At 63.8% G+C, this 25,134-nt stretch carries 22 protein-coding genes, 1 tRNA gene and 1 riboswitch; of the genes, 17 read left to right on the plus strand and 6 right to left on the minus strand.

All coding sequences use genetic code 11. The features are described from left to right. Positions 1-77 precede the first annotated feature (77 nt). The 4 genes from NXT3_RS02395 (at position 78) to NXT3_RS02410 (ending at position 5,116) form a co-directional block, all read left to right on the plus strand. Positions 78-2,774: a DUF4118 domain-containing protein gene (locus tag NXT3_RS02395; protein ID WP_104838740.1), complete on the plus strand. Its 2,697-nt coding sequence runs from the start codon at positions 78-80 to the stop codon at positions 2,772-2,774. A gap of 119 nt (positions 2,775-2,893) precedes the next feature. Continuing rightward, the gene (locus tag NXT3_RS02400; protein WP_104838741.1) at positions 2,894-3,559 is read left to right on the plus strand and encodes a CDP-alcohol phosphatidyltransferase family protein; all 666 of its coding nucleotides are present in this window, start codon (positions 2,894-2,896) and stop codon (positions 3,557-3,559) included. Continuing rightward, entirely contained in the window at positions 3,556-4,167 is a 612-nt protein-coding gene (locus NXT3_RS02405; protein ID WP_104838742.1) for a lysophospholipid acyltransferase family protein, read from the plus strand. Before NXT3_RS02400 ends, NXT3_RS02405 begins: the two co-directional genes overlap by 4 nt. Positions 4,168-4,174: 7 nt before the next feature. Then, on the plus strand, positions 4,175-5,116 hold the full coding sequence (locus tag NXT3_RS02410; protein WP_037420552.1) for a phosphatidate cytidylyltransferase: 942 nt from the start codon (positions 4,175-4,177) through the stop codon (positions 5,114-5,116). A 49-nt stretch (positions 5,117-5,165) separates the two neighbouring features. Here NXT3_RS02410 and NXT3_RS02415 read toward each other — a convergent pair. Next, positions 5,166-5,241: transfer RNA gene (locus tag NXT3_RS02415), tRNA-Thr, on the minus strand. A 76-nt stretch (positions 5,242-5,317) separates the two neighbouring features. Next, complete coding sequence (locus tag NXT3_RS02420; RefSeq protein ID WP_104838743.1) at positions 5,318-6,328, minus strand: NAD(P)H-dependent flavin oxidoreductase; 1,011 nt, start codon at positions 6,326-6,328, stop codon at positions 5,318-5,320. A 264-nt stretch (positions 6,329-6,592) separates the two neighbouring features. On the opposite strand from NXT3_RS02420, the gene NXT3_RS02425 reads away from it, so the two are divergent. Next, positions 6,593-7,747, plus strand: a complete 1,155-nt coding sequence (locus tag NXT3_RS02425; RefSeq protein ID WP_104838744.1) for a biotin transporter BioY — start codon at positions 6,593-6,595, stop codon at positions 7,745-7,747. Between the two features lie 18 nt (positions 7,748-7,765). On the opposite strand, the gene ppk2 is transcribed toward NXT3_RS02425, so the two are convergent. Beyond that, complete coding sequence (gene ppk2 / locus NXT3_RS02430; protein ID WP_104838745.1) at positions 7,766-8,668, minus strand: polyphosphate kinase 2; 903 nt, start codon at positions 8,666-8,668, stop codon at positions 7,766-7,768. A 333-nt stretch (positions 8,669-9,001) separates the two neighbouring features. On the opposite strand from ppk2, the gene phoR reads away from it, so the two are divergent. The 7 genes from phoR to phoB all read left to right on the plus strand — a co-directional run bounded on the left by phoR (position 9,002) and on the right by phoB (position 16,698). Continuing rightward, positions 9,002-10,264 carry a phosphate regulon sensor histidine kinase PhoR gene (phoR, locus tag NXT3_RS02435; protein WP_176536474.1) on the plus strand — a complete coding sequence of 421 codons (1,263 nt, stop codon included), beginning with the start codon at positions 9,002-9,004 and terminating at the stop codon, positions 10,262-10,264. 191 nt (positions 10,265-10,455) lie between these two features. Continuing rightward, on the plus strand, positions 10,456-11,490 hold the full coding sequence (locus NXT3_RS02440) for a substrate-binding domain-containing protein (protein WP_104838746.1): 1,035 nt from the start codon (positions 10,456-10,458) through the stop codon (positions 11,488-11,490). A gap of 86 nt (positions 11,491-11,576) precedes the next feature. Then, positions 11,577-13,061: a phosphate ABC transporter permease subunit PstC gene (pstC, locus tag NXT3_RS02445; RefSeq protein WP_104838747.1), complete on the plus strand. Its 1,485-nt coding sequence runs from the start codon at positions 11,577-11,579 to the stop codon at positions 13,059-13,061. Then, positions 13,058-14,380 (plus strand): phosphate ABC transporter permease PstA, encoded by a 1,323-nt coding sequence (gene pstA / locus NXT3_RS02450; RefSeq protein WP_037420500.1) that lies wholly within the window; start codon positions 13,058-13,060, stop codon positions 14,378-14,380. The genes pstC and pstA overlap by 4 nt, the downstream gene beginning before the upstream one ends. A gap of 13 nt (positions 14,381-14,393) precedes the next feature. Further along, entirely contained in the window at positions 14,394-15,209 is an 816-nt protein-coding gene (gene pstB / locus NXT3_RS02455) for a phosphate ABC transporter ATP-binding protein PstB (RefSeq protein ID WP_012706734.1), read from the plus strand. Positions 15,210-15,255: 46 nt separating this feature from the next. Next, a complete protein-coding gene (gene phoU / locus NXT3_RS02460; RefSeq protein WP_037420495.1) occupies positions 15,256-15,969 on the plus strand; it encodes a phosphate signaling complex protein PhoU in 714 nt (237 codons plus the stop codon). Positions 15,970-16,014: 45 nt separating this feature from the next. Further along, complete coding sequence (gene phoB, locus NXT3_RS02465) at positions 16,015-16,698, plus strand: phosphate regulon transcriptional regulator PhoB (protein WP_037420492.1); 684 nt, start codon at positions 16,015-16,017, stop codon at positions 16,696-16,698. 83 nt (positions 16,699-16,781) lie between these two features. Here the strand turns inward: phoB and NXT3_RS02470 are convergent, their stop codons facing one another. Continuing rightward, positions 16,782-17,300, minus strand: coding sequence for a GcrA family cell cycle regulator (locus NXT3_RS02470; RefSeq protein ID WP_037378329.1), 519 nt, complete (start codon positions 17,298-17,300; stop codon positions 16,782-16,784). A 414-nt stretch (positions 17,301-17,714) separates the two neighbouring features. On the opposite strand from NXT3_RS02470, the gene NXT3_RS02475 reads away from it, so the two are divergent. The 3 genes from NXT3_RS02475 (at position 17,715) to NXT3_RS02485 (ending at position 21,281) form a co-directional block, all read left to right on the plus strand. Further along, on the plus strand, positions 17,715-18,914 hold the full coding sequence (locus NXT3_RS02475) for an aspartate aminotransferase family protein (RefSeq protein WP_104839917.1): 1,200 nt from the start codon (positions 17,715-17,717) through the stop codon (positions 18,912-18,914). A gap of 49 nt (positions 18,915-18,963) precedes the next feature. Next, entirely contained in the window at positions 18,964-19,881 is a 918-nt protein-coding gene (argF, locus tag NXT3_RS02480; protein WP_104838748.1) for an ornithine carbamoyltransferase, read from the plus strand. A gap of 404 nt (positions 19,882-20,285) precedes the next feature. Next, on the plus strand, positions 20,286-21,281 hold the full coding sequence (locus NXT3_RS02485) for an Hsp33 family molecular chaperone (protein ID WP_037420485.1): 996 nt from the start codon (positions 20,286-20,288) through the stop codon (positions 21,279-21,281). A 114-nt stretch (positions 21,282-21,395) separates the two neighbouring features. Here NXT3_RS02485 and apaG read toward each other — a convergent pair whose 3' ends face one another. Beyond that, positions 21,396-21,788, minus strand: coding sequence for a Co2+/Mg2+ efflux facilitator ApaG/CorD (gene apaG, locus NXT3_RS02490; RefSeq protein WP_012706741.1), 393 nt, complete (start codon positions 21,786-21,788; stop codon positions 21,396-21,398). Between the two features lie 111 nt (positions 21,789-21,899). Here apaG and NXT3_RS02495 point away from each other — a divergent pair, with 111 nt between their 5' ends. Next, positions 21,900-22,514: a CDP-alcohol phosphatidyltransferase family protein gene (locus NXT3_RS02495; protein ID WP_037420482.1), complete on the plus strand. Its 615-nt coding sequence runs from the start codon at positions 21,900-21,902 to the stop codon at positions 22,512-22,514. A 51-nt stretch (positions 22,515-22,565) separates the two neighbouring features. Here NXT3_RS02495 and NXT3_RS02500 read toward each other — a convergent pair whose 3' ends face one another. After that, entirely contained in the window at positions 22,566-23,750 is a 1,185-nt protein-coding gene (locus tag NXT3_RS02500) for an O-succinylhomoserine sulfhydrylase (protein ID WP_037420479.1), read from the minus strand. Positions 23,751-23,792: 42 nt separating this feature from the next. Continuing rightward, positions 23,793-23,871, minus strand: a riboswitch (SAM riboswitch). A gap of 75 nt (positions 23,872-23,946) precedes the next feature. Between NXT3_RS02500 and NXT3_RS02505 the strand changes: the two genes are divergently transcribed. After that, entirely contained in the window at positions 23,947-25,044 is a 1,098-nt protein-coding gene (locus NXT3_RS02505; protein ID WP_037420476.1) for a 2'-deoxycytidine 5'-triphosphate deaminase, read from the plus strand. Positions 25,045-25,134 lie beyond the last annotated feature (90 nt).

The following is a 25,134-nucleotide window of genomic DNA, read 5'->3' on the forward strand; positions in this document are numbered from 1 at the left end:
GATCCGCACGTTGAGGGTCCGGTCACGGATGGTCTCTGGGAGCGAACCTTCTCCAACGACCGAGTTCGAGAGATTGCATGTCCGAGATTGATCGCGATCTGGCAAACCGCCCCGATCCCGATGCCCTGCTGGCTCTGGCCGAACAGGGCGGAAGAGGGAAGCTGACGGTGTTCCTCGGCGCCGCGCCGGGCGTCGGCAAGACCTTCGCCATGCTGATGCGGGCGCAACGCCTCAAGCAACAGGGCGCCGACATCGTCATCGGGCTCGTCGAAACTCATGGGCGCAGCGAAACCGCGGCGCTGCTCGAAGGGCTGGAGGTCCTGCCGCGCCGGGAAGTCGTGCATAGCGGCCGCACGCTGAGCGAATTCGATCTCGACGCCGCTTTGGCGCGCCGCCCGACGATCATCGTCGTCGATGAGCTCGCCCATACCAATCTCGGCGACGGTCGCCATCCGAAGCGTTACCAGGACATCGAGGAACTCGTCGATGCCGGCATCGATGTGTGGACGGCGCTCAACATCCAACACCTCGAAAGCCTGTCGGACATCGTCGCCCAGATCGCCGGCGTGCCGGTGCGCGAACGGATTCCCGACACGGTCCTGAATCGGGCCGACGAAGTCCTGCTGGTCGACCTGCCCCCGGCGGAACTGATCGAGCGGCTGAAGGAGGGCAAGGTCTATCTGCCCGACAATGCCCGGCGTGCCGCGGACAATTTCTTCCGGCTCGGCAATCTGACGGCGCTGCGCGAGCTTGCGCTGCGGCGGACCGCCGACCGGGTCGACGACCAGATGGTCGATTACCTCAAGCAGAACGCCATCGAGGGTCCCTGGCCGGCCGGCGAAAGGCTCCTCGTCTGCATCGGCCCGGATCCGCTATCGGAAAAGGTGGTGAGGACGGCGAGCCGGCTCGCCTCCGGCCTCAATGCCGATTGGATCGTCGTTTCCATTGAACGGGCGGATCGCGAAGCGGGCGACGGCGAGGCGATGCGGCAGCTCGACGAGATCTTCCGCCTTGCCGAGCAATTGGGCGCGGAGACGCGCCGCATCGTCGGCAGCGATTTCGTCGAGGAGATCCTGAAGCTTGCAAGGCGCGAGAATGCCACGCAGATCGTCATCGGCGCGCGCCGCCACTGGTTCCCTCTTAGCCTTTTCCGTGCCTCCCTGCCCGATGCACTGGCCAAGCGCGTCGCGGGTGTCGGCATTCACCTCGTCACGGGCAAGATCGAGCCCGCCGCAAAGCGGCGGCGGAGAAGCGGGCAATTGCTGCCGGAAGGATTGGGGCGGGCCTTCGGCATAGCCTCCGGCACCGTCGGGCTGGCGACCGCGCTCGGCGTGCTGATCGAGCAGGTCATCATCCTGCAGAATATTTCGCTCCTCTATCTCCTCGCGGTGCTCGCCTCGGCGGTTTATGCCGGCTACTTCGCGGCCCTGGCAGCCGCACTGTTTTCCGTCGTCGCATACAATTTCTTCTTCATCGAGCCGGTCGGCACCTTCACGGTGGCCGAGCCGCACGAGGTTTTCGCGCTCTTCGTTTTCCTGGCCGCAGCGGCGCTCGCCGGCGGGCTTGCCTCGCGCATCCGCGAGCAGGCAAAGACCGCCAAAGGCCGGGCGACGGCGACGCAGGCGCTTTACGATTTTTCCCGCAAGCTTTCCGGCACTGCCAATGCCGAAGACGTGTTGTGGGCGGCGGCCAACCAGATTCACGCGACATTGAAGCGCAATGCCGTGCTGTTGCTGCCGGAAGACGTTGACATCGCCGTGAGGGTGGCTTGGCCTCCGGACACCGAACTCAGTGTCAGCGACATGATGGCGGCGCGCTGGGCGTTCGAAAAGAAGGAGCCGGCAGGCAATGAGACCGGTACGCTGCCGAACAGCCCGTTTCAGTTCAGGCCGCTGATGAGCCCGCATGGTGTCGTTGGTGTTTGCGGCTTTCTGCAGGAGGGCAACCCTCCTGACATCAACGCGGAACGAGCCCTTGCCGCGATCCTCGACCAGACCGCCATCGCCGTCGATCGCGCGAGGCTGTCGCGTGAAAGCCTCGATCAGGCCGCCCAGCTTGAGGGCGAGAAGTTCCGTGCTGCGCTTCTCTCGTCGCTGTCCCACGATCTCACGACCCCCTTGGCGGCGATCGGCGGCGCGGTCGCGAACCTCCGCAAGCTCGGCGAAGGAATGCCGCAGGCGGATCGGGAGGATCTGCTGAACTCGATCGATGAGGAGAGCGGCAGGCTGAAGCACTTCGTTGCCAACCTGCTCGACATGATCCGGCTCGAGGCCGGAACGATCAATGCCAGGCGCGATCGGGTCGATGTGGCGGAAGTGGTCCACGACACGGTGGAACGGGCGCGGAAATATTTTCCGGGCCGAGTTTTCGAGACCAGCATCGCCCCGGAGCTGCCCCTGATGCGCGGCGACAGCGTCCTGCTCGGGCAGACCCTCTTCAATCTGCTCGACAATGCCGACCGCTTCGGCGGTGACGAACCCGTCAGCATCTATGCCCGGCGGGAGGGCGACGAGGTCGTTCTGTCGGTGACGGATCTCGGCAAGGGCATTGCCGCCGCCGATATCGATCAGGTCTTCGACAAGTTCTTCCGCAAGGGAAAGCCGGACGGACGCTCGCTCGGCACCGGGCTCGGCCTGTCGATCAGCAAGGGATTCGTGGAGGCGATGGGCGGGCGGATCAAGGCCGAGAGCCCGGCCCTCAGGCGCCGCGGAACGCGGATCTCCATGCGCTTCCCGGTGGCCGGAACGGAGGCCCAGGAGAAGGAACGCGGGTGACTCCGGCATGGCCGCCGTTGCCCCGTCCGCAGTCGCGAGGCGGCCATATGGCCTTTGGCGCGAAGTTGTTTTATGACAGGTTGCAATCATAAATTTTGTAGGGGCTGAATTCCACAAAGATGAGTGTCGCTCCGGATGGCGCAGAGCCCGAGAGGCCGGGCGCGGATCGGCGTCCCATTGCGGCGCGCGACAGCGGCTTGGCGCGCCGCCTGACGGCGCTGCTCCTCAAGACGCCGATCACGCCGAACGGGATCTCGCTGCTGAGCATCGGCTTCGCCGCTGTCGGCGCGGCAGCGCTCGTCTCCGCGCCGCGCTGGCCGTTGCTTTATCTCGTCGCCGTCGCCGGCATCCAGTTGCGGCTTCTGTGCAATCTGCTTGACGGCATGGTGGCGGTCGAGGGCGGCCGCGGCTCGCCGGTCGGCGCGCTCTACAACGAATTTCCCGATCGCATTGCCGACACGCTGCTGATCGTGGCGCTTGGCTACGCCGCCGGCGCCGGCTGGCTCGGCTGGGCCGGCGCGCTTGCGGCCGCCCTGACGGCCTATGTGCGCGTCTTCGGCGGCTCGCTCGGCCAGGTCCAGGACTTTCGCGGACCGATGGCCAAGCAGCACCGCATGGCACTCATGAGCCTCGCCTCCCTCCTGGCGCTCGGCGAAGCCTGGCTGACAACGGGGCGTTTCGTTCTCTACGCCACGGCATGGATCATCCTCGTCGGAGCGCTTCTCACCTGCTGGACCCGCACCAGGGCGATCGTCTCGCGCATCCCGGGAGCCGCAAAGCCGTGATCGACCTGTTGCTGATCGGCCTCACCCGGTTTCTCGTCGGCGGCCAGGCGCAATGGATCGGTGCCGTGCCGGACACGCGCCAGCGCATCTATTTCGCCAACCACGCCAGCCATCTCGACACGCTGCTGATCTGGTCGGCCCTACCGCGACCCCTGCGCGGGATCACTCATCCGATCGCGGCCGCAGACTATTGGGGCAGGGGCAAGCTCCGCCGCCACATTGCGCTGAAGGTGTTGAATGCGGTGCTCGTCGAGCGCGCCACGCAAGGCCCGCCCGGATCGGCGCTCGCCCCCTTGCGCGGTGTGCTCGCCGACGGCGAGTCGCTCGTTCTCTTTCCAGAGGGAACGCGCGGCAGCGAGCGTCTCCCGGGGCCGTTCAAGAGCGGCCTCTACTGGCTGTCGCAGGAATTCCCGGAGGTCGAGCTGATCCCCACCTATCTCGACAATCCCTCGCGCGCCTTCCCGAAGGGAACCTTCCTGCCCGTTCCGATCAGCTGCACCGTTCGCTTCGGCGCGCCCCTCATGCGGCGGGCGGGGGAGGAGAAGGACGCGTTTCTCGAACGCGCCCGCGCCGCCGTCGGCGCGCTCGCCTCCGACCCGGTTCCATGAGGCCGCCATGTCTTTGATCGACAAGCTTTCCATCCTCTTCGGCGGCATCTCAGCGCTGCTCGGCATCGCCTCGGTGATCGGCTTCGTGCTGTCGTGCAAGGTGACCTCCGAAAACGGCCGGGCGACGGTCGCCAATCTCAACGCCCGCATCAAGGCCTGGTGGGTGATGGTGGCGATCTTCGCGGTGAGCTTCGGTCTCGGCCGCGGCGTGACCGTGGTGCTCTTCGCGCTCACCTCGTTCTACACGCTGCGCGAGTTCATATCGCTGACGCCGACGCGCGGCGCCGATCACCTGCCGCTGGTCGCCGCCTTCTATGTGCTGCTGCCGCTTCAATACTGGCTGATCTGGACCGACTGGTACGCGCTCTTCGCGATCCTCGTCCCGGTCTACGGCTTCCTTCTCCTGCCGAGCCTTGCGGCGCTGAAGGGCGATGCCGGTGAGTTCCTGCTGCGTGTCTCGCGCATCCAGTGGGGCCTGATGCTGACCGTCTACTGCATCAGCCACGCACCGGCCCTGCTGACGCTCGACATCCCCGGCCGTCCCAACGAGGGTTTCCTGCTGCTCTTCTTCCTGATCACCGTCGCGCAGTTCAGCGACGTGATGCAATACGTCTTCGGCAAGCTCTTCGGCCGGACGAAGGTGGCCCCCGTCGTCAGCCCCTCAAAGACCGTAGAGGGCCTCGTCGGCGGCGGCCTCTCCGCCGTCGCCGCCGGCGCCGGTCTCTGGTGGATCACCCCGTTCACGCCGCTTCAAGCTGCCGCCATGGCGCTCGCCATCGTCGCCATGGGCTTTTTGGGCGGCCTGTCGCTCTCGGCCGTCAAGCGTTCGATGGGGGTCAAGGATTGGGGCACGATGATCTCCGGCCACGGCGGCGTGCTCGACCGCATGGACTCGCTGAGCTTTGCCGCACCGGTGTTTTTTCATCTGACGCGGTATTTTTATACGTGAGCGGCTGAGCGCCGCAGCGGCGACTTCAAGTAAAAATGCAGGGAAGAAATGGTGCCGCTTACGTGACTCGAACACGTGACCCCATCATTACGAATGATGTGCTCTACCGACTGAGCTAAAGCGGCATTAAAGCGCCCCGCAGCGTGACCGCGGAACGAATGTGAGGCGCTGATAAACGCAAAGCGCCGGGAATTCAAGTCATCAGTTTCGAGAACTTGAAAATTCCTTCGACGCGTCGAGGCCCGCCAAGGATGCCAGGCCGAGGCGGGCGCGGGCGGCGGCGTATTCGCGTTCCAGCCGGTCGACCAGTTCCGCGACCCGGCTGATCCCGTGGATGGCGCCGATGCCTTGGCCGCAGCCCCAGATGTCCTTCCAGGCCTTGGCGCCGTCCGTTGCCTTGCCGAAGTCCATCTTCGACGGGTCGGCCTCCGGCAGGCTGTCCGGATCCATGCCGGCGGCGCGGATCGAGGCCTTCAGATAGTTGCCGTGAATGCCGGTGAAATAATTGGAGTAGACGATATCGGCGGCGTTGCCGTCGACGATCGCCTGCTTATAGGCATCGCTGGCGCGGGCTTCCTCGGTGGCGATGAAGGGCGAGCCGATATAGGCCATATCGGCGCCCATCGCCTCTGCCGCGAGGATGGCGTCGCCGGTGGCGATCGCGCCCGAGAGAAGCAGCGGCCCGTCGAACCAGGCGCGGATTTCCTGGATCAGGGCGAAGGGCGACAGCGTTCCGGCATGGCCGCCGGCGCCGGCGGCGACCGCGATCAGCCCGTCGGCCCCCTTGCGGATCGCCGAGTTGGCGTGGCGGTTGTTGATGACGTCGTGCAGCACGATGCCGCCATAGGAGTGGATTGCAGCGTTGACCTCCGGTACGGCCCCGAGGGAGGAAATGACGATCGGTACCTTGTATTTGACGCAAAGCATCAGGTCCTGCTCGAGCCGGGTATTCGACTTGTGCACGATTTGGTTGACGGCAAAGGGCGCGGCCGGCCGGTCGGGATGCTGGCGGTCGTGCTCGGCGAGCGTTTCCGTGATCTCGGCGAGCCACTCGTCGAGTTGTGCCTGCGGACGGGCGTTGAGCGCCGGGAAGGCACCGATGACACCGACCTTGCATTGCGCGATCGTCAGCTTGGGATGCGAGACGATGAATAGCGGCGCGCCGACAACCGGCAGTCTCGTCGTTCTGGAAAGAATGGGCGGCAACGGCATCGGTCTCTCTCATCCCATTTTTTTGACGTTTGCGTAAACGTCAATGTAGATAGCAGCAAAGGCCGTGCTTGCAAAGAGAGGTTTTCCGCCCCGCATTTTGACGGGGCCCTTTTCCCCGTGCAAGACCCGGCCGCAGCGCCGCCGGACTTGCAGATTCCGAAAGCAGCGGTTACCCAATCGTTAATAAAACCAACGGCGTGCCGCGGGAAGAGGCAGGGCCTTCCGATACTCGCCCCGTAAGCCTGGTGTGCAGAAGGATTTGATGTGAGCGGACTCGAGACGGCGATCAGGAATGCACTGGAACGCTCGGAGCGGAGCAATGCGGAGATCCGCGCGCGGATCTATCAGTCGGCCCGCCAGGCACTGGAAAACGGCCTGAAGAAGCAGGAAATCGAGGACCCGGAAGTCATCGCCAGGCAGCGCCATCGGCTGGAGGCGGTCATCCACGCGATCGAGACGGAGGAGCGCGCGGCCCTGAAGGCGCGTGCCGCCACACCGGTGGTGAGCCTAGCAGAGGTGAAAAGCAAAGCTGATGCGGCGGCGCAGGTCGCAGCCGGGCCAGCGGCCACGGTGCGGCAGGAGCCGAGCCTCCAGCCGGAGGCGCGTCCGGCGGGCGACGGCGGCCTCGGTGCGCTCGGCGCGCTCCGCCCGGAGCGCGACGGCCCCACGCCGCCGGTCAACGGTGGCGGAAAATCTGCGGAGGCGGCGAGGTCCGGTACGGCCGCCCCCGATCTCGGCGTCACCGACAAGCGTCCCCGCAAGCGCAGGCGCGGCCGGCTTCTCTCCTTCGTCATGGTTGTCGCGACGCTGGCCGCCGCCGTCGGCGCGGGCGTGTGGTGGGTTCAGACCAACGACCTGTTGAAGTCGCCCGCCGAGCGCGACACCAATGTCGCCAATCCTCCGGCCGTGGTGGAGAGCGAGGACTTCCCCGGCGCGGCCGGCTTGCCGACCCTCGGCGCGCAGGAGGGGTTTTCCGACGACTGGATCGAGATCTTCACGCCGGCGAACGCGGCGGCCGTCAGGCCTGGCACTCGCGCCACGGCCGAGCCTTTCGACGACGACGGCGGAGAGCGCATCCGGCTGGCGTCGGCGGCAGGGTCGAAGGAGGGCGAGGTGGCAATCGACATTCCCGCCGATGTGCTGGCCCAGCTCTCGGGCAAGTCCTCGACGCTTGCCCTGAGCGTCCGGGCGCTGCCGGGCAAGACGACGGAGTTCTCCGTCGAATGTGATTTCGGGGCACTCGGCGCCTGCGGCCGTCACCGCTTCACCGCCCATGACGAGCGCGTCGACATGCTGTTCAAGATCAGCTTCGAAGATCGCGCGCCGGGCAGTTCCGGAAAGCTGCTGATCAACAGCGATGTCAGCGGCGACGGCAACAGTCTGGATCTCTATGCGATCCGTGTGCTGCCGGGGCAATGATCGGGCCTTGCGGCCGGCTCACCTGAGGAAGCCCGGGCCGGCGCCGACGATCTTCTCGTCCACCTTGCCGATCGCAGCCTTGTCCTTGCCGTCATAGTCGAGCTTCGTCAGCATATGGCGGACCAAGTTGATCCTGGCGCGGCGCTTGTCATTGCCGCGGATGACGGTCCAGGGCGCATGGTCCGTATGCGTTTCCTTCAGCATCCGGTCGCGCTTCCTGGTGTAGTCGTCCCATTTCGGCAGCGCGGCTATGTCCATCGGCGACAGCTTCCAGACCTTCAGCGGGTCGTGCCGCCTGTCGTGGAACCGCTTCAGCTGCATCTCGCGGCCGATATTGAGCCAGAACTTGAAGAGCTGGATGCCCTCGTTGACGATCATCTTCTCGAAACGTGGTGCCTCCTTGAGGAAATGCTCGTACTGCTCGGGCGTGCAGAAGCCCATAACCGGCTCCACGCCGGCCCGGTTGTACCAGGACCGGTCGAAGAGAACGAACTCGCCGATCGTCGGGAAGGTCGAGACGTAGCGCTGGAAATACCATTGACCCCGTTCCGTTTCGGTGGGCTTGGTGAGCGCCACGACGCGTGCGGAACGAGGGTTCATGTAGGCCATGGTCGCATGGATGGCGCCGCCCTTGCCGGCCGCATCGCGCCCCTCGAAAACGGCCATGACGCGCTTGCCGGTCGCCTGCATCCAGAACTGCACCTTGACGAGCTCGATCTGCAGCCTGGTCAGCGTTTCTTCGTATTCCTCCTCGTCGAGCTTCTTCTCGTAAGGATAGTCGTCGGAGGAAAAGGCTTCGTCGTCGATCCATTTCGGCAATTCCGGATTGTCGATGTCGAAGACCCGTGTCTTGCCGCCGATCTCGAGCTCGACCGCCCGGCTTCCGGGTGCCCCCGCATTCGGGATCTGTTCGAGAGCCATGTGATTTCCTCCCGCTGATGTGAAATCCACTACCGCGCCGTGCATCTGTTCAGTCGCGCAGGCGTCGCTGCAGGCACTTTGCTCGCTGCCTGCCCTTTATCCTCAAATTGACTGAGATTTGAGAAGGCATGCAATGGAGGAGGCCACAATTGCATTGCAGATTCAAGCATGTCGTGAAAATCATGTCATGAAGCGCCGCTATCTCTGAGCTTGTGGCGAAGCGGGCGGCTGGAACGCTTGCGTCGATTTCCAGCCAGGGCCGCGCCACCTTGGCGGGTCACCACCACGTTTTTAACACGTGGCTGCAATTCCTCATGGGTCGGGAGGCGGCAATTGGACAGCGAGGGTATCGTCTTGGATGGCGCGAAGGTGTTCTGGCAGGGCCTCAAGCCGAAGCTGAAGGCAGAGCGCTGGATTCTTGGCCTCTCGATCCTGCTTGCCATTCTTGCGGCCCTCGCCGGTATCCATGTGCTGGCGGTGCTTGCCTTCTGGCTCGTTCTCGTAGCGGCGCTCCTCAAACGAAGTGTCCCTTCGTCAGAGCCGGTGCCGGAGGCGGCCCCGAGGGTGGTCGACACGCGCACCGACGCGCTGATCCCCGTGCTGAATGCGCTCGATATGCCCGTTCTCGTTATCGCCACGGACGAGACCGTCCTTTTCCAGAATGCAGCCGCCGAGAAGGCTTTCGGCGCGATTCCCCCGGAAAGCTATCTTTCGGCGCGGGTGCGTTCCCCCGGAATACTCGACATGGTGCGCGAGACCATCGCCACGGGAAAGGTTAATCAGATCGAACATGCGGAACGCCTGCCTTCGGATGCAGTCTATGTCGTCCGCGTCGCCCCGGCGGATATCGGCGGCGAGCTTTCCGGCGGGCGGATCTTCCTGCTGACCTATCGCGATATTTCCCAGACCCGCCGCATCGACCGGATGCGATCCGACTTCGTGGCCAATGCCAGCCACGAGCTGCGTACCCCACTCGCTTCCCTCCGGGGCTTCATCGAGACGCTGTCGGGGCCGGCAAAGAACGACACGAAGGCGCAGGAGAAATTCTTCGGCATCATGCATGAGCAGGTGACCCGCATGAGCCGCCTCGTCGACGATCTCTTGTCTTTGTCGCGGCTTGAGTTGAAATCGCACATCGCTCCCGAAGACCCGGTCGATCTGGTGCCGCTGCTCGGACATGTGCGCGACAGCCTTCAGCCGCTGGCAAGCGATCTCGACGTGACGATCTCGCTCGAGGTGCCCGAGGGCCCGGTCGTCGTCCGGGGCGATCGCGACGAATTGATCGAGGTCTTCGAGAATCTCGTCGAAAACGCCTGCAAATACGGCCAGGAAGGCAAGAAGGTCGAGGTGCGCCTGACCGGCGGCGAGGGTTGTCAGGCAGAGGTCTCGGTCACCGACCATGGGCCGGGGATTCCGGCCGAGCATGTGCCGCGAATTACCGAACGTTTTTATCGGGTTAACGTGGAGGCGAGCCGGTCCAAGAAAGGGACTGGCCTTGGCCTCGCGATCGTCAAGCACATCCTGACCCGCCACCGGGCGCGCCTGCTCATCCATTCGGAGGTCGGCAAGCGCACGATCTTCACGGTGCGCTTCTGACACAAAAAGCGTGCGTCGGCTGCGACGAGCATGGATACCGAAGTATCTTCAATGACTTAGCCTGTCATAAATGTTTCACCCAATTGACATAAAACCTGTAGCCATCGGCGGCTAACTAGGGCAGCCGATTAAACGGCGAGAGAGCGCTGATCGCTAGCGCACCAACACGAGCCCATTCCGGGAGAACATCAATGAACATCCTTAAACTCAGTGTAGCGGCGCTGGTTGCATCCGCCGCATTCGCGGGCGCTGCTGTCGCTCGCGACCAGATCCAGGTCGCGGGCTCCTCGACCGTTCTTCCCTACGCAAAGATCGTCGCCGAAAGCTTCGGCGAGGCATTCCCGGACTTCAAGACCCCGGTCGTCGAATCCGGCGGCTCTTCCGCCGGCCTGAAGGAATTCTGCAAGGGCGTCGGCGAAGACACGATCGACATCGCCAATTCCTCGCGCAAGATCAAGGACAGCGAGATCGAGGCCTGCAAGGCAGCCGGCGTGACCGAGATCCAGGAAGTCAAGATCGGTTACGACGGCATCGTCTTCGCGACGGACGCCGGCAATGCCGATATCGCACTGAAGCCGGAGCACCTCTACAAGGCGCTCGCCGCTGAAGTCGTCGTCGACGGCAAGCTCGCTGCCAACCCCTACAAGAAGTGGTCGGAAGTCGACGCTTCGCTGCCGGATGCCGAAATCGCCGCCTACATCCCGGGTCAGAAGCATGGTACGCGCGAAGTCTTCGAAGAGAAGATCCTCGCTGCGGGCTGCAAGGCCTCCGGCGCTCAGGACGTCATCAAGGCTGCCTTCAGCGATGAAAAGCAGCAGCACAGCAAGTGCGTTGCCGTGCGCAAGGACGGCCTCGCCGTCGACATCGACGGCGACTACACCGAGACGCTCGCCCGGATCGCTTCCAACAAGAGCGGCATCGGCGTCTTCGGCCTGTCGTTCTACGAAAACAACGCCGACAAGCTGAAAGTCGCGACCGTCAACGGCATCGTACCGTCGACCGAAACGATCGCATCCGGCGAGTACCCGGTTTCCCGTCCGCTGTTCTTCTACGTCAAGAAGGCGCATCTTGGCGTCATTCCGGGTCTCAAGGAATATGTCGAGTTCTTCGTCGACGACCAGATGATCGGCCCCGACAGCCCGCTTGCCGAATACGGCCTGGTTGCTGCTCCGGATGCCGAGCGCGAAGAAATCCGCAAGACCTTCGAAGCTGGCAATCTGCTCTGATCAAGACCGGTCCCGGTGCAGCTTTCCGCTGCGCCGGGACCTTGCATAGTTGGATTTTTTGGCGGCCCTGCCGTGGAGACGTGCCGATGAGCACCTCGCTTCTTCTCCTGATCATCGCTTTAGTTGGATTTGTTGCCTATTTTGCCGGCCGCGCCCGTTCGCTTGCCGAGTCCGGCAACAAGCTTGCCACCTTGCATTCGCTGCCGGGCTACCATGGCAGCTATGTCGCCATCTGGGCAGTGCTGCCCGCGGTCTTGGTGCTTGCCGCATGGCTGATCGCCTCGCCGCTTTATGTCGATTCCGCCGTTCGCTCGGCGCTCCCTGATACGGTCCAAAGTCAGGGCGACGCGGCAGTGCATCTCGCGCTCGGCCAGGTGAAGGCGGTCGCCACGGGGCTTAAACGCCTCGACACCGCGGAAATCGAGGCAATCAAGACCGGTTCGGCCAATCTGCGCGAGACGCTCGCCGCCAAGGGCGTGGCGCTTGCCGGTGAAGGCGAGCCGTACATGGTCGAGGCGGCTGAGCAGTTCAATACGATGCGCGGTTACAGCCGCTGGCTGATGAGCGCCTTCGTGCTGCTCGTCGCCATCGCCGGCGGCCTCTATGCAATCCGCAACGTTACCACCCGCTTTCGCGCCCGCAATCAGGTCGAGCGCGTCATGCTCGGCTCGCTCGTCGTCGCTTCGTCGATCGCGATCCTGACGACGATCGGCATCATTGGCTCGATGTTGTCGGAAGCCGGTCGCTTCTTCAGCATGGTTTCGCCGATGGAGTTCTTCTTCGGCACGGTCTGGGATCCGCGCTTCGCCGCGGCAGGCAGCGAGGGCGCCTCCGGCCAGTTCGGCCTGCTGCCGCTTCTCGGCGGTACGCTCTATATCGCTTTTGTCGCCATGCTGTTTGCTGTACCGATCGGCCTGTTCGCCGCCATCTACATGGCCGAGTATGCCAGTCCGCGGCTGCGGTCTATTGCGAAGCCGCTGCTGGAGGTGCTGGCGGGCATCCCGACGATCGTCTACGGCTTCTTCGCGCTCGTCACAGTCGGCCCGTTCCTGCGCGACATCTCGACGCAGCTGAACGGCCTCATCACCGGCAACTACCAGAATTTCATTCAGGCGCAGAGCGTGCTGACCGCTGGCATCGTCATGGGCATCATGCTCATTCCGTTCGTCTCGTCGCTGTCGGACGACATCATCACGCAGGTGCCGCGGGCGCTGCGCGACGGCTCGCTCGGGCTCGGCGCGACGCGCTCGGAGACGGTGAAGAAGGTCATTCTTCCCGCCGCACTGCCCGGCATCGTCGGAGCGCTGCTGCTGACCGCCTCGCGCGCGGTCGGTGAGACGATGATCGTCGTGCTTGCTGCCGGCGTCGCCGCGCGCATGCAGCTCGACCCGTTCGAACCGATGACGACAGTGACGGTCAAGATCGTCCACCAGCTGACCGGCGACCTGGAGTTCACTTCGCCGCAGACTCTGGTCGCCTTCGCGCTCGGCATCACACTCTTCGTCATCACGCTCTGCCTCAACATCTATGCGCTCTACATCGTGCGCAAATATCGGGAACAGTACGAATGACCGACGTTGCTTCTCCCACGGTAAGGGTCTCGACCCGTCCCGCCGAAAGCCGCCGCGACATCGGCATAAAGCGCCGCTACGCCGCGGAGCGCCGGTTTCGTGCCTATGGCATCAGCGCCATCGTTATCGGCCTGTTCTTCCTGGCGGTCCTTGTCTGGAGTGTTGTCTCGAAAGGCTACACGGCCTTCCAGCAGACGACGATCACGCTGCCGATCGAGTTTTCCGAAAAGGTGATCGACCCGAAGAACGAGCGCGCGACCGATCCGAAGCAACTGATGACCGCCAATTATCCGGTGCTCGTCCGCGACGCCCTGGTCAAGCAGCTCGGCATCGACCCGAAGAAGCGGCCGCTTGTGAAACAGGCGAACGACATGGTCTCCGACAGCGTCCGCACGCAGCTGCGTGACATTGTCGTTGCCGACCCTTCGGTGATCGGCAAGACGATCCCGGTGACGCTGCTCGCCGACGCGAACATCGATTCGGCCTTCAAGGGCCAGATCGACCTCACGGTCGACGAATCGAAGCGCAAGGTCAAGGACCAGCAGGTCGCCTGGATGAACCAGCTGGCCGAGGCCGGCGTGCTGAAGAAGAGCTTCAACACCGGCATCTTCACGTTCGGCGCATCGAGCCGCCCGGAAGCGGCCGGCGTCGGCGTGGCGCTGGTCGGGTCTGCCTATATGATGCTGATCGTCCTCGTCCTGTCGCTGCCGATCGGCGTCGCCGCCTCGATCTATCTCGAGGAATTCGCGCCGAAGAACCGGCTGACCGACCTGATCGAGGTCAACATCAACAATCTCGCCGCCGTGCCGTCGATCGTCTACGGCCTTCTCGGTCTCGCCGTCTTCGTGAATTTCGCCGGCATGCCGCGCTCGGCGGCCCTCGTCGGTGGATTCGTGCTGACCCTGATGACGCTACCGACGATCATCATCGCGACGCGCGCCGCGCTGAAGGCCGTGCCGCCGTCGATCCGCTCCGCCGCGCTCGGCCTCGGCGCCTCGAAGATGCAGACGATCTTCCACCATGTGCTGCCGCTTGCCATGCCCGGCATCCTGACCGGCACGATCATCGGCCTGGCGCACGCCCTCGGCGAGACGGCGCCGCTGCTCCTGATCGGCATGGTCGCCTTCGTCGTCGACTATCCGGGCTCGCCGCTCGAACCGTCCACGGCGCTCCCCGTGCAGATCTACATGTGGGCGAACGAGGCTGAGCGCGCCTTCGTCGAGCGTACCTCGGGGGCGATCATCATCCTGCTGATCTTCCTCGTCATCATGAACCTCGGCGCAATTCTGTTGCGGCGTCGCTTTGAGCGTCGCTGGTAGTGGGGTAAGGACTATGAACATCATGTCGGAAGCTGCAGTCGAAAAGGCTCTGGACCAGAAAATGAACACGGTGCCCTTGAAGATGATCGGCAAGGATGTGTCGGTCTATTACGGCGAGAAGCGCGCGCTCTTCGACGTCAACCTGAATATCCGCGAGAATACCGTGACGGCGCTCATCGGCCCTTCCGGATGCGGCAAGTCGACCTTCCTGCGGACGCTCAACCGCATGAACGACACGATCGAGAATTGCCGGGTCACCGGCCGGATTACCCTCGACGAGGACGACATCTACGATCCGTCGATCGACGTGGTGGAACTGCGCGCCCGCGTCGGCATGGTCTTCCAGAAGCCCAATCCGTTCCCAAAGTCGATCTATGAGAATGTTTCCTACGGGCCGCGCATCCACGGCCTGGCCCGCACGAAGGCCGATTTCGATGAGATCGTCGAAACGAGCCTGCAGAAGGCGGGCCTGTGGAATGAGGTGAAGGACCGCCTGCAGGAGCCGGGGACGGGTCTTTCCGGCGGCCAGCAACAGCGCCTCTGCATCGCCCGCGCCGTTGCCGTCAGCCCGGAAGTGATTCTCATGGACGAGCCCTGCTCGGCCCTCGACCCGATCGCCACGGCCAAGGTCGAAGAGCTCATTCACGAGCTGCGCGCCAATTTCACCATCGTCATCGTGACCCACTCGATGCAGCAGGCGGCCCGCGTCTCGCAGCGCACCGCCATGTTCCACCTCGGCAATCTTGTCGAGGAGAACGACACCGACAAGATGTTCACCAATCCGGACGACCAGCGCACCCAGGATTACATCATGGGCCGCTTCGGCTGATCGCCCGAAAACCCACCGCGAAGAGTGCGCCCTCGAGGAACCGTAGATGTCTCACCCCCACATAACGACAGCCTTCGACGAAGAGCTTAAATATCTGACGCGCCGGATCTCGGAGATGGGCGGCCAGGCCGAGCAGATGGTGGCGGATTCAGTCCGGGCTCTGGTGAATTCCGATCTGGCGCTCGCCCAGAAGGTCATTTCCGACGATGCAATCTTGGACGACGCCGAGCGCCAGATCGGCGAAAAGGCGATCGTCACCATCGCCAAGCGACAGCCGATGGCCGCGGATCTCCGCGAGATCATGGGGTCGATCCGGATCGCCGCCGATCTCGAGCGCGTCGGCGACCTCGGCAAGAACACTGCCAAGCGCGTCATCGCGGTTGCCGGCTCCGGCATTCCGCGCAAGCTGGCGCGCGGTCTCGAGCACCTCGCCGAACTCGCCCTGATCCAGCTCAAGGAGGTCCTCGACGTTTACGCCTCGCGTTCGCCGGAGAAGGCAAACAGCATCCGCGAACGCGACGAGGAGATCGACGCGATTTACACCTCGTTGTTCCGCGAGCTGTTGACCTACATGATGGAGGATCCGCGCAACATCACCCCCTGCACGCATCTCCTTTTCTGCGCCAAGAACATCGAGCGTATCGGCGACCACGCCACCAATATCGCCGAAACCATCTACTACATGGCGACGGGCGCCCAGCCGCAGGGCGAGCGGCCGAAGGACGACATGACGTCAACGCTCGGATCCGTCACCGACTGAGGGGACACCCGCCAATCATGAATCTAGGCAAGGAGTCGTAACTGAATGTTGCCGAAGATAGCCGTTGTCGAGGACGAGGAAGCGCTCAGCGTGCTGCTGCGCTACAATCTCGAGGCTGAGGGCTTCGAGGTCGATACGATCTTTCGCGGCGACGAAGCGGAGATCCGCCTGCAGGAGCGCTTGCCCGACCTTCTCATCCTCGACTGGATGCTGCCCGGCGTCTCCGGCATCGAGCTTTGCCGCCGTCTCCGACAGCGCCCGGAGACCGAGCGGCTGCCGATCATCATGCTGACGGCGCGCGGCGAGGAAAGCGAGCGGGTGCGAGGCCTTGCGACCGGTGCCGACGACTACGTCGTCAAGCCGTTCTCGACGCCGGAGCTGATGGCGCGGGTCAAGGCGATGCTCCGGCGGGCGAAGCCTGAAGTGCTGTCGACGGTGCTTCGCTGCGGCGACATAGAGCTCGACCGCGAAACCCATCGCGTGCATCGTCGCACCCGCGAAGTGAGGCTCGGCCCGACGGAGTTCCGGCTCCTGGAGTTCCTGATGGCCTCGCCAGGCCGCGTCTTCTCCCGCTCGCAGCTGCTCGACGGCGTCTGGGGGCACGACATCTATGTCGACGAGCGAACGGTCGACGTCCATGTCGGCCGGCTGCGCAAGGCTCTGAATTTCTCCAATATGCCCGATGTGATCAGGACGGTGCGCGGCGCCGGCTATTCGTTGGAAAGCTGACGCTTGCGCTGCTTTTCCGGCGTTCCAAAGTGATAAGGGGCCCGACGGGCCCCTTCATGCGTCCTTGTTATTGCTCCGACCGATCAGCGCGCGCGGCGCCGCTCGGCCGAGGGCTGGTAGGCGAGGCGAGCGTGGTAGCTGCAATAGGGGGAGGATTCCGGCGAGTCGTTGCCGCAGAAGTGGAATTCTTCCTTGAGCGGGTCGCCGATCGGCCATTTGCAGGTCCGCTCGGTCAGCTGGGTGAGTTCCAGCCGGCGCGACATCGGCACGACAATGTTGGTGTCGAGTGCGAGATCCTGCTCCGCCACCAGATCGACGGCGACCTCTTCCTTGAGCACGGCCGTGCCGGCAGCGCGGGTAACCGTCCGGGTCACGGCGCGTGCCGCGTAGTTCGGGGCGCGGGGCGCCGAGGTCGTCCGCTTGGGACGAGCCGCCGCTGTCGCTCCGCCGGCCTTGGCGCGGCCTGGCAGGCTCAACCGATGAACCTTGCCGATCACCGCGTTACGGCTGACGCCTCCCAGCTGCGCCGCGATCTGGCTCGCGCTTAGGCCCTCGGACCATAGCTTCTTCAGCTTCTCAACCCGCTCGTCCGTCCAGTTCATGTCTGCACTCCCCGTTCTCGGCGTTGGGATGGCAGAATCCATCACCGTTCTCCGGAAAAGCCCCGGAGTTACAACGCGATAACTATTTTGGTGACTAGGTCCGCCGCATGCGTCTAGTAATTGAATATTAACCTACCGGCCGGGTGACTCCGTGGCAAGAGTCGCCGGAATCGCGCCGAATCGATTTCGCAGTTTTCCCCAACTTGCTGTCGGATAGTTGCATTTTTGCAAGCCCCGCATCGGGATTTTTTCGCGGTGCGGAATCCGGGCCGGCGCGACTGTTGCAAGCCTTGGTTTTGTTGACATTGCGCCGCGATATGGGAATAGTGCCTGCGCCGCCGAAAGGCGGCATTTTTGATTTTTGTCGGGCCGATACGTCCGACAGCGATGCCGATGACGAAGGAGATGCTGATCATGGCCGCAACACCGCCGCTCTACGACACCTATCTGCGTGCGCCGTTGCGTTTCGAGCGAGGCGAGGGCGTCTGGCTGATTGCCGAAGACGGCACCCGCTATCTCGACTTTGCAGCCGGCGTCGCGGTTAATTCGCTCGGCCATGCCCATCCTCATCTCGTCGAAGCGCTGAAAGCGCAGGCGGAGAAGCTCTGGCATGTGTCCAATCTCTACGATGTTCCCGGCCAGGAGAGCCTGGCGCAGCGGCTGACGGCGGTCACCTTCGCCGATCGAGTGTTCTTCACCAATTCCGGTGCGGAAGCGCTCGAATGTGCGATCAAGACGGCGCGCCGCTACCATTTCGCCAAGGGCCATCCGGAGCGGTTCCACATCATCACCTTCGAAGGCGCCTTCCACGGCCGCACCATCGCGACGATTGCCGCCGGCGGCCAGCAGAAATACATCGAAGGGTTCGGGCCGAAGGCTCCGGGCTTCTATCAGGTGCCGTTCGGCGACATCGCCGCCGTCAAGACCGCGATCAACGACGAGACCGCTGCAATCCTGGTCGAGCCGATCCAGGGCGAGGGCGGCATTCGCCTCGCTTCGAAAGAATTCATGCAGGAACTGCGCGCGCTCTGCGACGAGTTCGGGCTGCTGTTGATCCTCGACGAGGTCCAGTGCGGCGTCGGCCGCACAGGCAAGCTCTTCGCGCATGAATGGTCGGGCATCAAGCCGGACATCATGGCCGTCGCCAAGGGCATCGGCGGCGGCTTCCCTCTCGGCGCCTGCCTGGCAACGGAAGCGGCGGCGGCCGGCATGGTGGCCGGCACCCACGGCTCCACCTACGGCGGCAATCCGCTGGCGATGGCGGTCGGCAATGCGGTGCTCGATGTCGTCCTGGCCGATGGTTTCCTGGAGAATGTCAGCGACGTGGGATTGGTGTTCCGCCAGGGGCTTGCCTCGCTCAAGGATCGCTTCCCCGACGTGATCGAGGAGATCCGCGGCGACGGCCTGATGCTCGGCATCAAGGCAAAGGTGCCTTCCGCCGACTTCCTGAAGGCGATCCGCGCCGAGAAGCTGCTTGCCGTGCCGGCCGGTGAGAACGTGCTGCGGCTGTTGCCGCCGTTGATCACCACGCCCGCCGAAGCGCGCGAGGGGCTGGCACGACTCGAGCGTGCCGCCGAGGCGGTGCGCGCCAAGAGCGGAACGGCCGCGGCCTGAGGTCGCGACGGACGGTCGATTACCGGTTTATGACAGGAACTACAGCATTATGACTGCCACCAGACATTTTCTCGATCTCTCGGCAATGACCGCGACCGACCTGCGCACGATCATCGACGATGCCCGCGCACGAAAGACGGCGACCAAGGCCGGAACCGCCGAGAAACCGCTTGCCGGCAAGATGCTGGCGATGATCTTCGAAAAGCCGTCGACCCGCACCCGCGTTTCCTTCGATGTCGGCATGCGGCAGCTCGGCGGCGAGACGCTGTTCCTGTCGGGGACCGAAATGCAGCTCGGCCGCGCCGAGGCGATCGGCGACACGGCCAAGGTGCTGTCGCGCTATGTCGACGCCATCATGATCCGCACGACCGATCATCGCCGGCTTCTGGAATTGGCCGAGCACGCCACCGTTCCGGTCATCAACGGGCTGACCGACGACACGCATCCCTGCCAGATCATGGCGGACATCATGACCTTCGAGGAGCATCGCGGGCCGGTCAAGGGAAAGACGATCGCCTGGGCGGGTGACGGCAACAACGTGCTTCACTCGTTGATCGAAGGCTCGGCGCGCTTCGGCTACCGGATGAACATGGCCGTGCCGCTCGGCTCCGAGCCGCAGGACAAGTTCCTGAACTGGGCGCGTAACAATGGCGGCGAAATCCTGCTCTGCCATGAGGCGGAGCAGGCGGTTGCCGGCGCGCACTGCGTTGTCACCGACACCTGGGTGTCGATGAACCAGGAGCATCGCGCCCGCGGGCACAACGTCTTCCAGCCCTATCAGGTGAACGCGGCGCTGATGAAGCACGCGGCCCCGGAGGCCTTGTTCATGCATTGCCTGCCGGCGCATCGCGGCGAGGAAGTCACCGACGAGGTCATCGACGGCCCGCAGTCGGTCGTCTTCGACGAGGCCGAGAACCGGCTGCACGCGCAGAAGTCGATCCTCGCCTGGTGCCTGGGTGCCGTCTGACGGGACCGTTCGAGGGCCAGGCCGGGCTATTGAAATCGGAGAGCGGTGACACGATCTAGGCGATGTGCGGGAGAGTTCGGCCGCTGCGCCGTTTCTCGCCACAGCGCGTTTCAGCGGATCCGCCGCATACGGGGCGCTTCCGGAGCCGCGCTTGCCTGCTGGACAAATCGGTCCATGCCGGGATCAAATAGGATAAGCGGCAGTTAGAGACGGAGTGCGTCGATCGGCGCTCTCGATGTCACGAGCAATGCACGGTGTCATGCGAACGTTGCGCCTCTCGATCGAGACGCAGCGGTGCAACGAACGGCAGGGTGTGCGCGGCTGCTCTTGCATCCGCAGGATGGAAGTTCGATCACGGCGACGGCGGGTTGCTTGGCCGCTGTGATCCATGCAAGGAGCAAACGATGACAGAGACAGCACCGGGACTTGGCGAGTTCGATTTTGCCGGTGACGACCACGTCGTTCCCTTCCAGGTCGAGGGCCTCGACGTGCGTGGCCGAGCCGTGCAGCTCGGCCCGATGCTCGACGCTATCCTCGAGCGGCACAGCTACCCGCTGCCGGTGGCGCGGCTGGTTGCCGAAACCGTCGTGCTGACGGTCCTGCTCGGTACCTCGCTCAAGTTCGACGGCAAGCTGATCGTCCAGACCCAGGGCGATGGGCCGGTCGATCTCGTCGTTGCCGATTTCTCCACCCCGGATCGGGTCCGCGCCTATGCGCGCTACGACGAGGAAGCGCTTGCCGCCGCCGAGAAGGGCGGCCGCTCGCAGCCGCACGAACTGCTCGGCAACGGCATCCTTGCCTTCACCATCGACCAGGGCGCCCATACCCAGCGCTACCAGGGCATTGTCGCGCTTGACGGCGCGACGCTCGAAGAGATCGCTGCGGTCTATTTCCGCCAATCGGAACAGATACCGACCAAGGTTCGCCTCGCCGTCGCCGAACTGCTCGACCGGGACGAAAACGGCAAGCCGCGGCATCGCTGGCGCGCCGGCGGCATGGTGGCGCAGTTCCTGCCCGAGGCGTCCGAGCGCATGCGCCAGCCGGATCTGCCTGGCGGCGATGGCGATGACGGCGACGCCAGCCTGCTCTTCGAGGAAGACGATCTCTGGGCGGAAGCCAAGGTGATGGTGGATACGATCGATTCCGACGAGCTGACCGATCCTACCGTCGGCACCGAGCGTCTGCTATATCGTCTGTTCCACGAACGGGGCGTGCGCGTCTACCAGCCGCAGGCCGTCTACGATCGCTGCAGCTGCTCGCGTGACAAGATACGCGAGGTCCTGGAGGGACTGAGCGAGGAGGATATCGAGCACAGCATCGAGGACGGCGAGATCAAGGTCACCTGCGAGTTCTGCTCCACCGACTATCGCTTCGAGGCGAGCGAGGTGCGATCTCAATAAAGGCGGGCGGCTAATGCATGTCGCCCAAAAGTGTGCAGCGGTTTTGGGATAACGACATGCACAAAAACAAAGACCTAAGGCGCGCCGCGTGAATACGTTTGAACGCGACGGGCTTTAGTTCAGCGTCCGCACCAGTCCGGGAGAATCGAGCGAGAAGGCGGGGATGGCGACATTGAAGGTCTCTCCGTCTTCGGCCTCCATGCTGTAGTGGCCGAACATGACGCCGGAGGGGGTGTCGAGCGGGCAGCCGGAGGAATATTCGTAGGTGTCGCCGGGATTGAGCAGCGGCTGCTCGCCGATGACGCCTGGACCGCTGACCTCGTCCACCTGGCCGTTCTCGTCGGTGATGTGCCAGTAGCGGGTCATCAGCCGAACCGCGATTTCGGAATGGTTCGAGATGACGATGCGGTAGCCCCAGACATAGCGGCTATCATCCGGATCCGATTGTTCTTCGAGATAGTACGGCTCCACCGTGACCTCTATGTCGCGTGTCAGCGCACGGTACATGTTCGACATCCTGTTTCAAAACTGCTCGAGTATCATACAGCGATAAGGTTTCGTGAAGAATAACGGCAGGATTATACGGGTCCTTACGATTTTCACGCAAGGCAGGGGAATATGCTCGACGGCGCGGCGCGCAGGCATCTCGATCCTATCCTGAACCGGCTCGGCGCCGCCCTCGCCAAGCGGGGCTTGGGCGCCGATGCGGTCACGGTCGCCGGCCTTTGTCTTGGACTTGCCGCGGCCGTCCTGATTGCCTTGCATTACTACGTGGCGGGTGCGGCTCTCATTCTCCTGAGCCGGCTTTGCGACGGCCTCGACGGGGCAGTGGCGCGCGCGAGCCGCAAGACCGATTTCGGCGGTTTTCTCGACATCGTTCTCGACTTCGCCTTCTATGGCGCGATCCCGCTGGCCTTCATCGCCGCCGATCCGGCGGCCAACGGGTTTGCCGGGGGGCTCTTGCTCTTCGCTTTCTATGTCAACGGCTCGAGCTTCCTCGCCTTCGCCGCGATCGCCGAGAAGCGCGCACTGTCGACCGAGATCCGTGGTGCGAAGTCGATCTACTTCACCACCGGGCTTGCGGAGGCGACCGAGACGATCGTCTTCTTCGTGGCCGTCTGCCTGTTTCCGCACCGGTTCCCTGTGCTGGCGGCGATATTCGCCGTCCTATGCCTCTACACTGCCCTGTCGCGCATCGTTCTCGCGCGTCTCACCTTTCGTGACGGGTCATGAAAAAGCCGCCCGGCGGGGCCGGGCGGCTGAGGTCACCTGAAATTGGACGGTTCAGGCGCGGATCGACTTCAGTCCCTTGGCGAAATCCTCGACAAGGTCGTCGCTGTCTTCGATCCCGGCCGAGAACCGTACGGTTCCGGCCGAGATGCCGAGTTCGGTACGGGCCTCGTCGGTGAGGTTCTTGTGCGTCGTCGTCGCCGGATGTGTAATCAGGCTCTTGGAATCGCCGAGATTGTTGGAAATCCGCACGATCTCAAGGGCGTTCTGCAGCGCGAAGGCCGCATCCTTGCCGCCCTTCAGCTCGAAGGCGACCAGCGTCGAGCCGCCGGTCATCTGCTTGGCGATGATGTCGGCCTGCGGATGGTCCTTGCGGCCCGGATAGATGACGCGCGCCACCTGGGGCTGCTCAGCGAGGAAGTCGGCGATGCGGCGGGCGTTTTCCGTCTGCTGCCTGACGCGCAGCGGCAGCGTTTCGATGCCCTTGAGCAACGTCCAGGCGTTGAAGGGCGACATGGCAGGGCCGGTGTGGCGGAAATAGTCGTGCAGGTTCTCGTCGATCCATTCCTTGTCGGCAAGCACGACGCCGCCGAGGCAGCGGCCCTGGCCATCGATATGCTTGGTGGCGGAATAGACGACGACATGGGCGCCCAGCTCCAGCGGCTTCTGGAAGAGCGGCGTCGCGAAGACATTGTCGACCACGAGCTTGGCGCCCACCTGGTCGGCGAGCCTGGCGACGCCGGCGATGTCGATCACCTCCAGCGTCGGGTTGGTCGGGCTCTCGAGGAAGAAGACCTTGGTGTTCGGCCGCACCGCCTTTTCCCAGTTGGCAAGCTCGCGGCCGTCGACCAGCGTGCATTCGACGCCGTATTTCGGAGCGAGCGTTTCGACCACCCAGCGGCAGGAGCCGAAGAGGGCGCGGGCGGCGACGATGTGGTCTCCCGCCTTGACCTGGCAGAGGATCGCCGCCGAAACCGCCGCCATACCGGAGGCCGTGGCGCGCGCATCCTCGGCGCCTTCGAGCATGCACATGCGCTTCTCAAACATGTCGTTGGTCGGGCTTCCGTAGCGGGCATAGATGAAGCCGTCGGTCTCGCCCTTGAAGCGGGCTTCCGCCGCTTCCGAGCTTTCGTAGACGAAGCCCTGTGTCAGGAAGATCGCTTCCGAGGTCTCGCCGTGCTGCGAGCGGGTGGTCCCGCCGTGGACGAGTTGGGTTGCCGGGCGCCAGGTCTTGCTCATGCGACGATCACCTTCAGAACAAAAAAACCGGCCGCGAAACGACCGGTTTGACACCCGGCCTTTTTAGCTACTTGTTTAACGTGGCTGCAAGCCGACCGGCCAAATCACCACGGGATAAAGCTCCAATACTGCCTGGCCGCGCTTGCGTCAATTCCCGGAGTTTGGTTTTGTCTGGCAACTGAGAATGAGGATCGGAATGGGCCGCGACACAGGGATTTTGGCCGACCGCGCAATTGCCGCGCTGTTTGCCACGGGACGTCTGAAGAGCGAGAAGCCGCTGGATGATGACCAGATCCAGCCGGCGAGCCTCGATCTTCGGCTCGGATCCAAGGCGTTTCGCGTCCGGGCGAGCTTCATGCCGGGACCGGCGCATCTCGTCGCCGACAAGCTCGACCGCCTGAAGCTGCACGTCATCGATCTTCGCGAGGGCGCGGTGCTGGAAACCGGCTGCGTCTATATCGTGCCGCTGATGGAGAGCCTGACGCTGCCGGAGACCATGTCGGCGTCGGCCAATCCGAAGAGTTCGACCGGTCGCCTTGACATCTTCACGCGCGTCATCACCGATAGGGCGCAGGAGTTCGACAAGATCCCCGCCGGCTACAGCGGGCCGCTTTATCTCGAGATCAGTCCGCGGACCTTTCCGATCGTCGTTCGCCGCGGCTCGCGTCTCTCGCAGATCCGTTTCCGCGTCGGCCACTCCGTTCTTTCCGAGCAAGAACTGCTGGGCTTGCACGAAAGCGACGTGCTCGTCGCCAGCGAGCGGCCCAACATCACCGGCGGCGGCATTGCGCTGTCGATCGACCTCAAGGGCACCGGCCCGGACGGCCTGATCGGCTATCGCGGCAAGCATCACACGTCGGTGGTCGACGTCGACAAGAAGGCGGAGCACGCCGTTTTTGATTTCTGGGAGCCGCTCTATAGCCGCGGCCGCGACGACCTGATCCTCGATCCGGACGAGTTTTACATCCTCGTGTCGCGCGAGGCAGTTCATGTGCCGCCGCTCTACGCCGCCGAAATGACGCCCTTCGATCCGCTGGTCGGCGAGTTCCGCGTCCATTATGCCGGCTTCTTCGATCCGGGGTTCGGCCACGCCTCAGCCGGCGGCAGCGGCAGCCGCGCAGTACTCGAGGTCCGCAGCCACGAAGTGCCCTTCATCCTCGAACACGGGCAGATCGTCGGCCGGCTGATCTACGAGCACATGCTGGAGCGTCCGGAAGGTCTTTACGGCATCGATCTCGGCTCGAACTACCAGGCGCAGGGCCTGAAGCTTTCCAAGCATTTTCGCGCCGAGTGAGCCCAATAGCTGGATGATTCACTGCTCCAATAGAGCAGTGAATCATCTAGACGCTTGACAGATCGCGACCATTGGGGAAATTTCCGCTTC

Source organism: Sinorhizobium fredii, assembly GCF_002944405.1.
GTDB classification, from domain to species: Bacteria; Pseudomonadota; Alphaproteobacteria; order Rhizobiales; family Rhizobiaceae; genus Sinorhizobium; species Sinorhizobium fredii_C.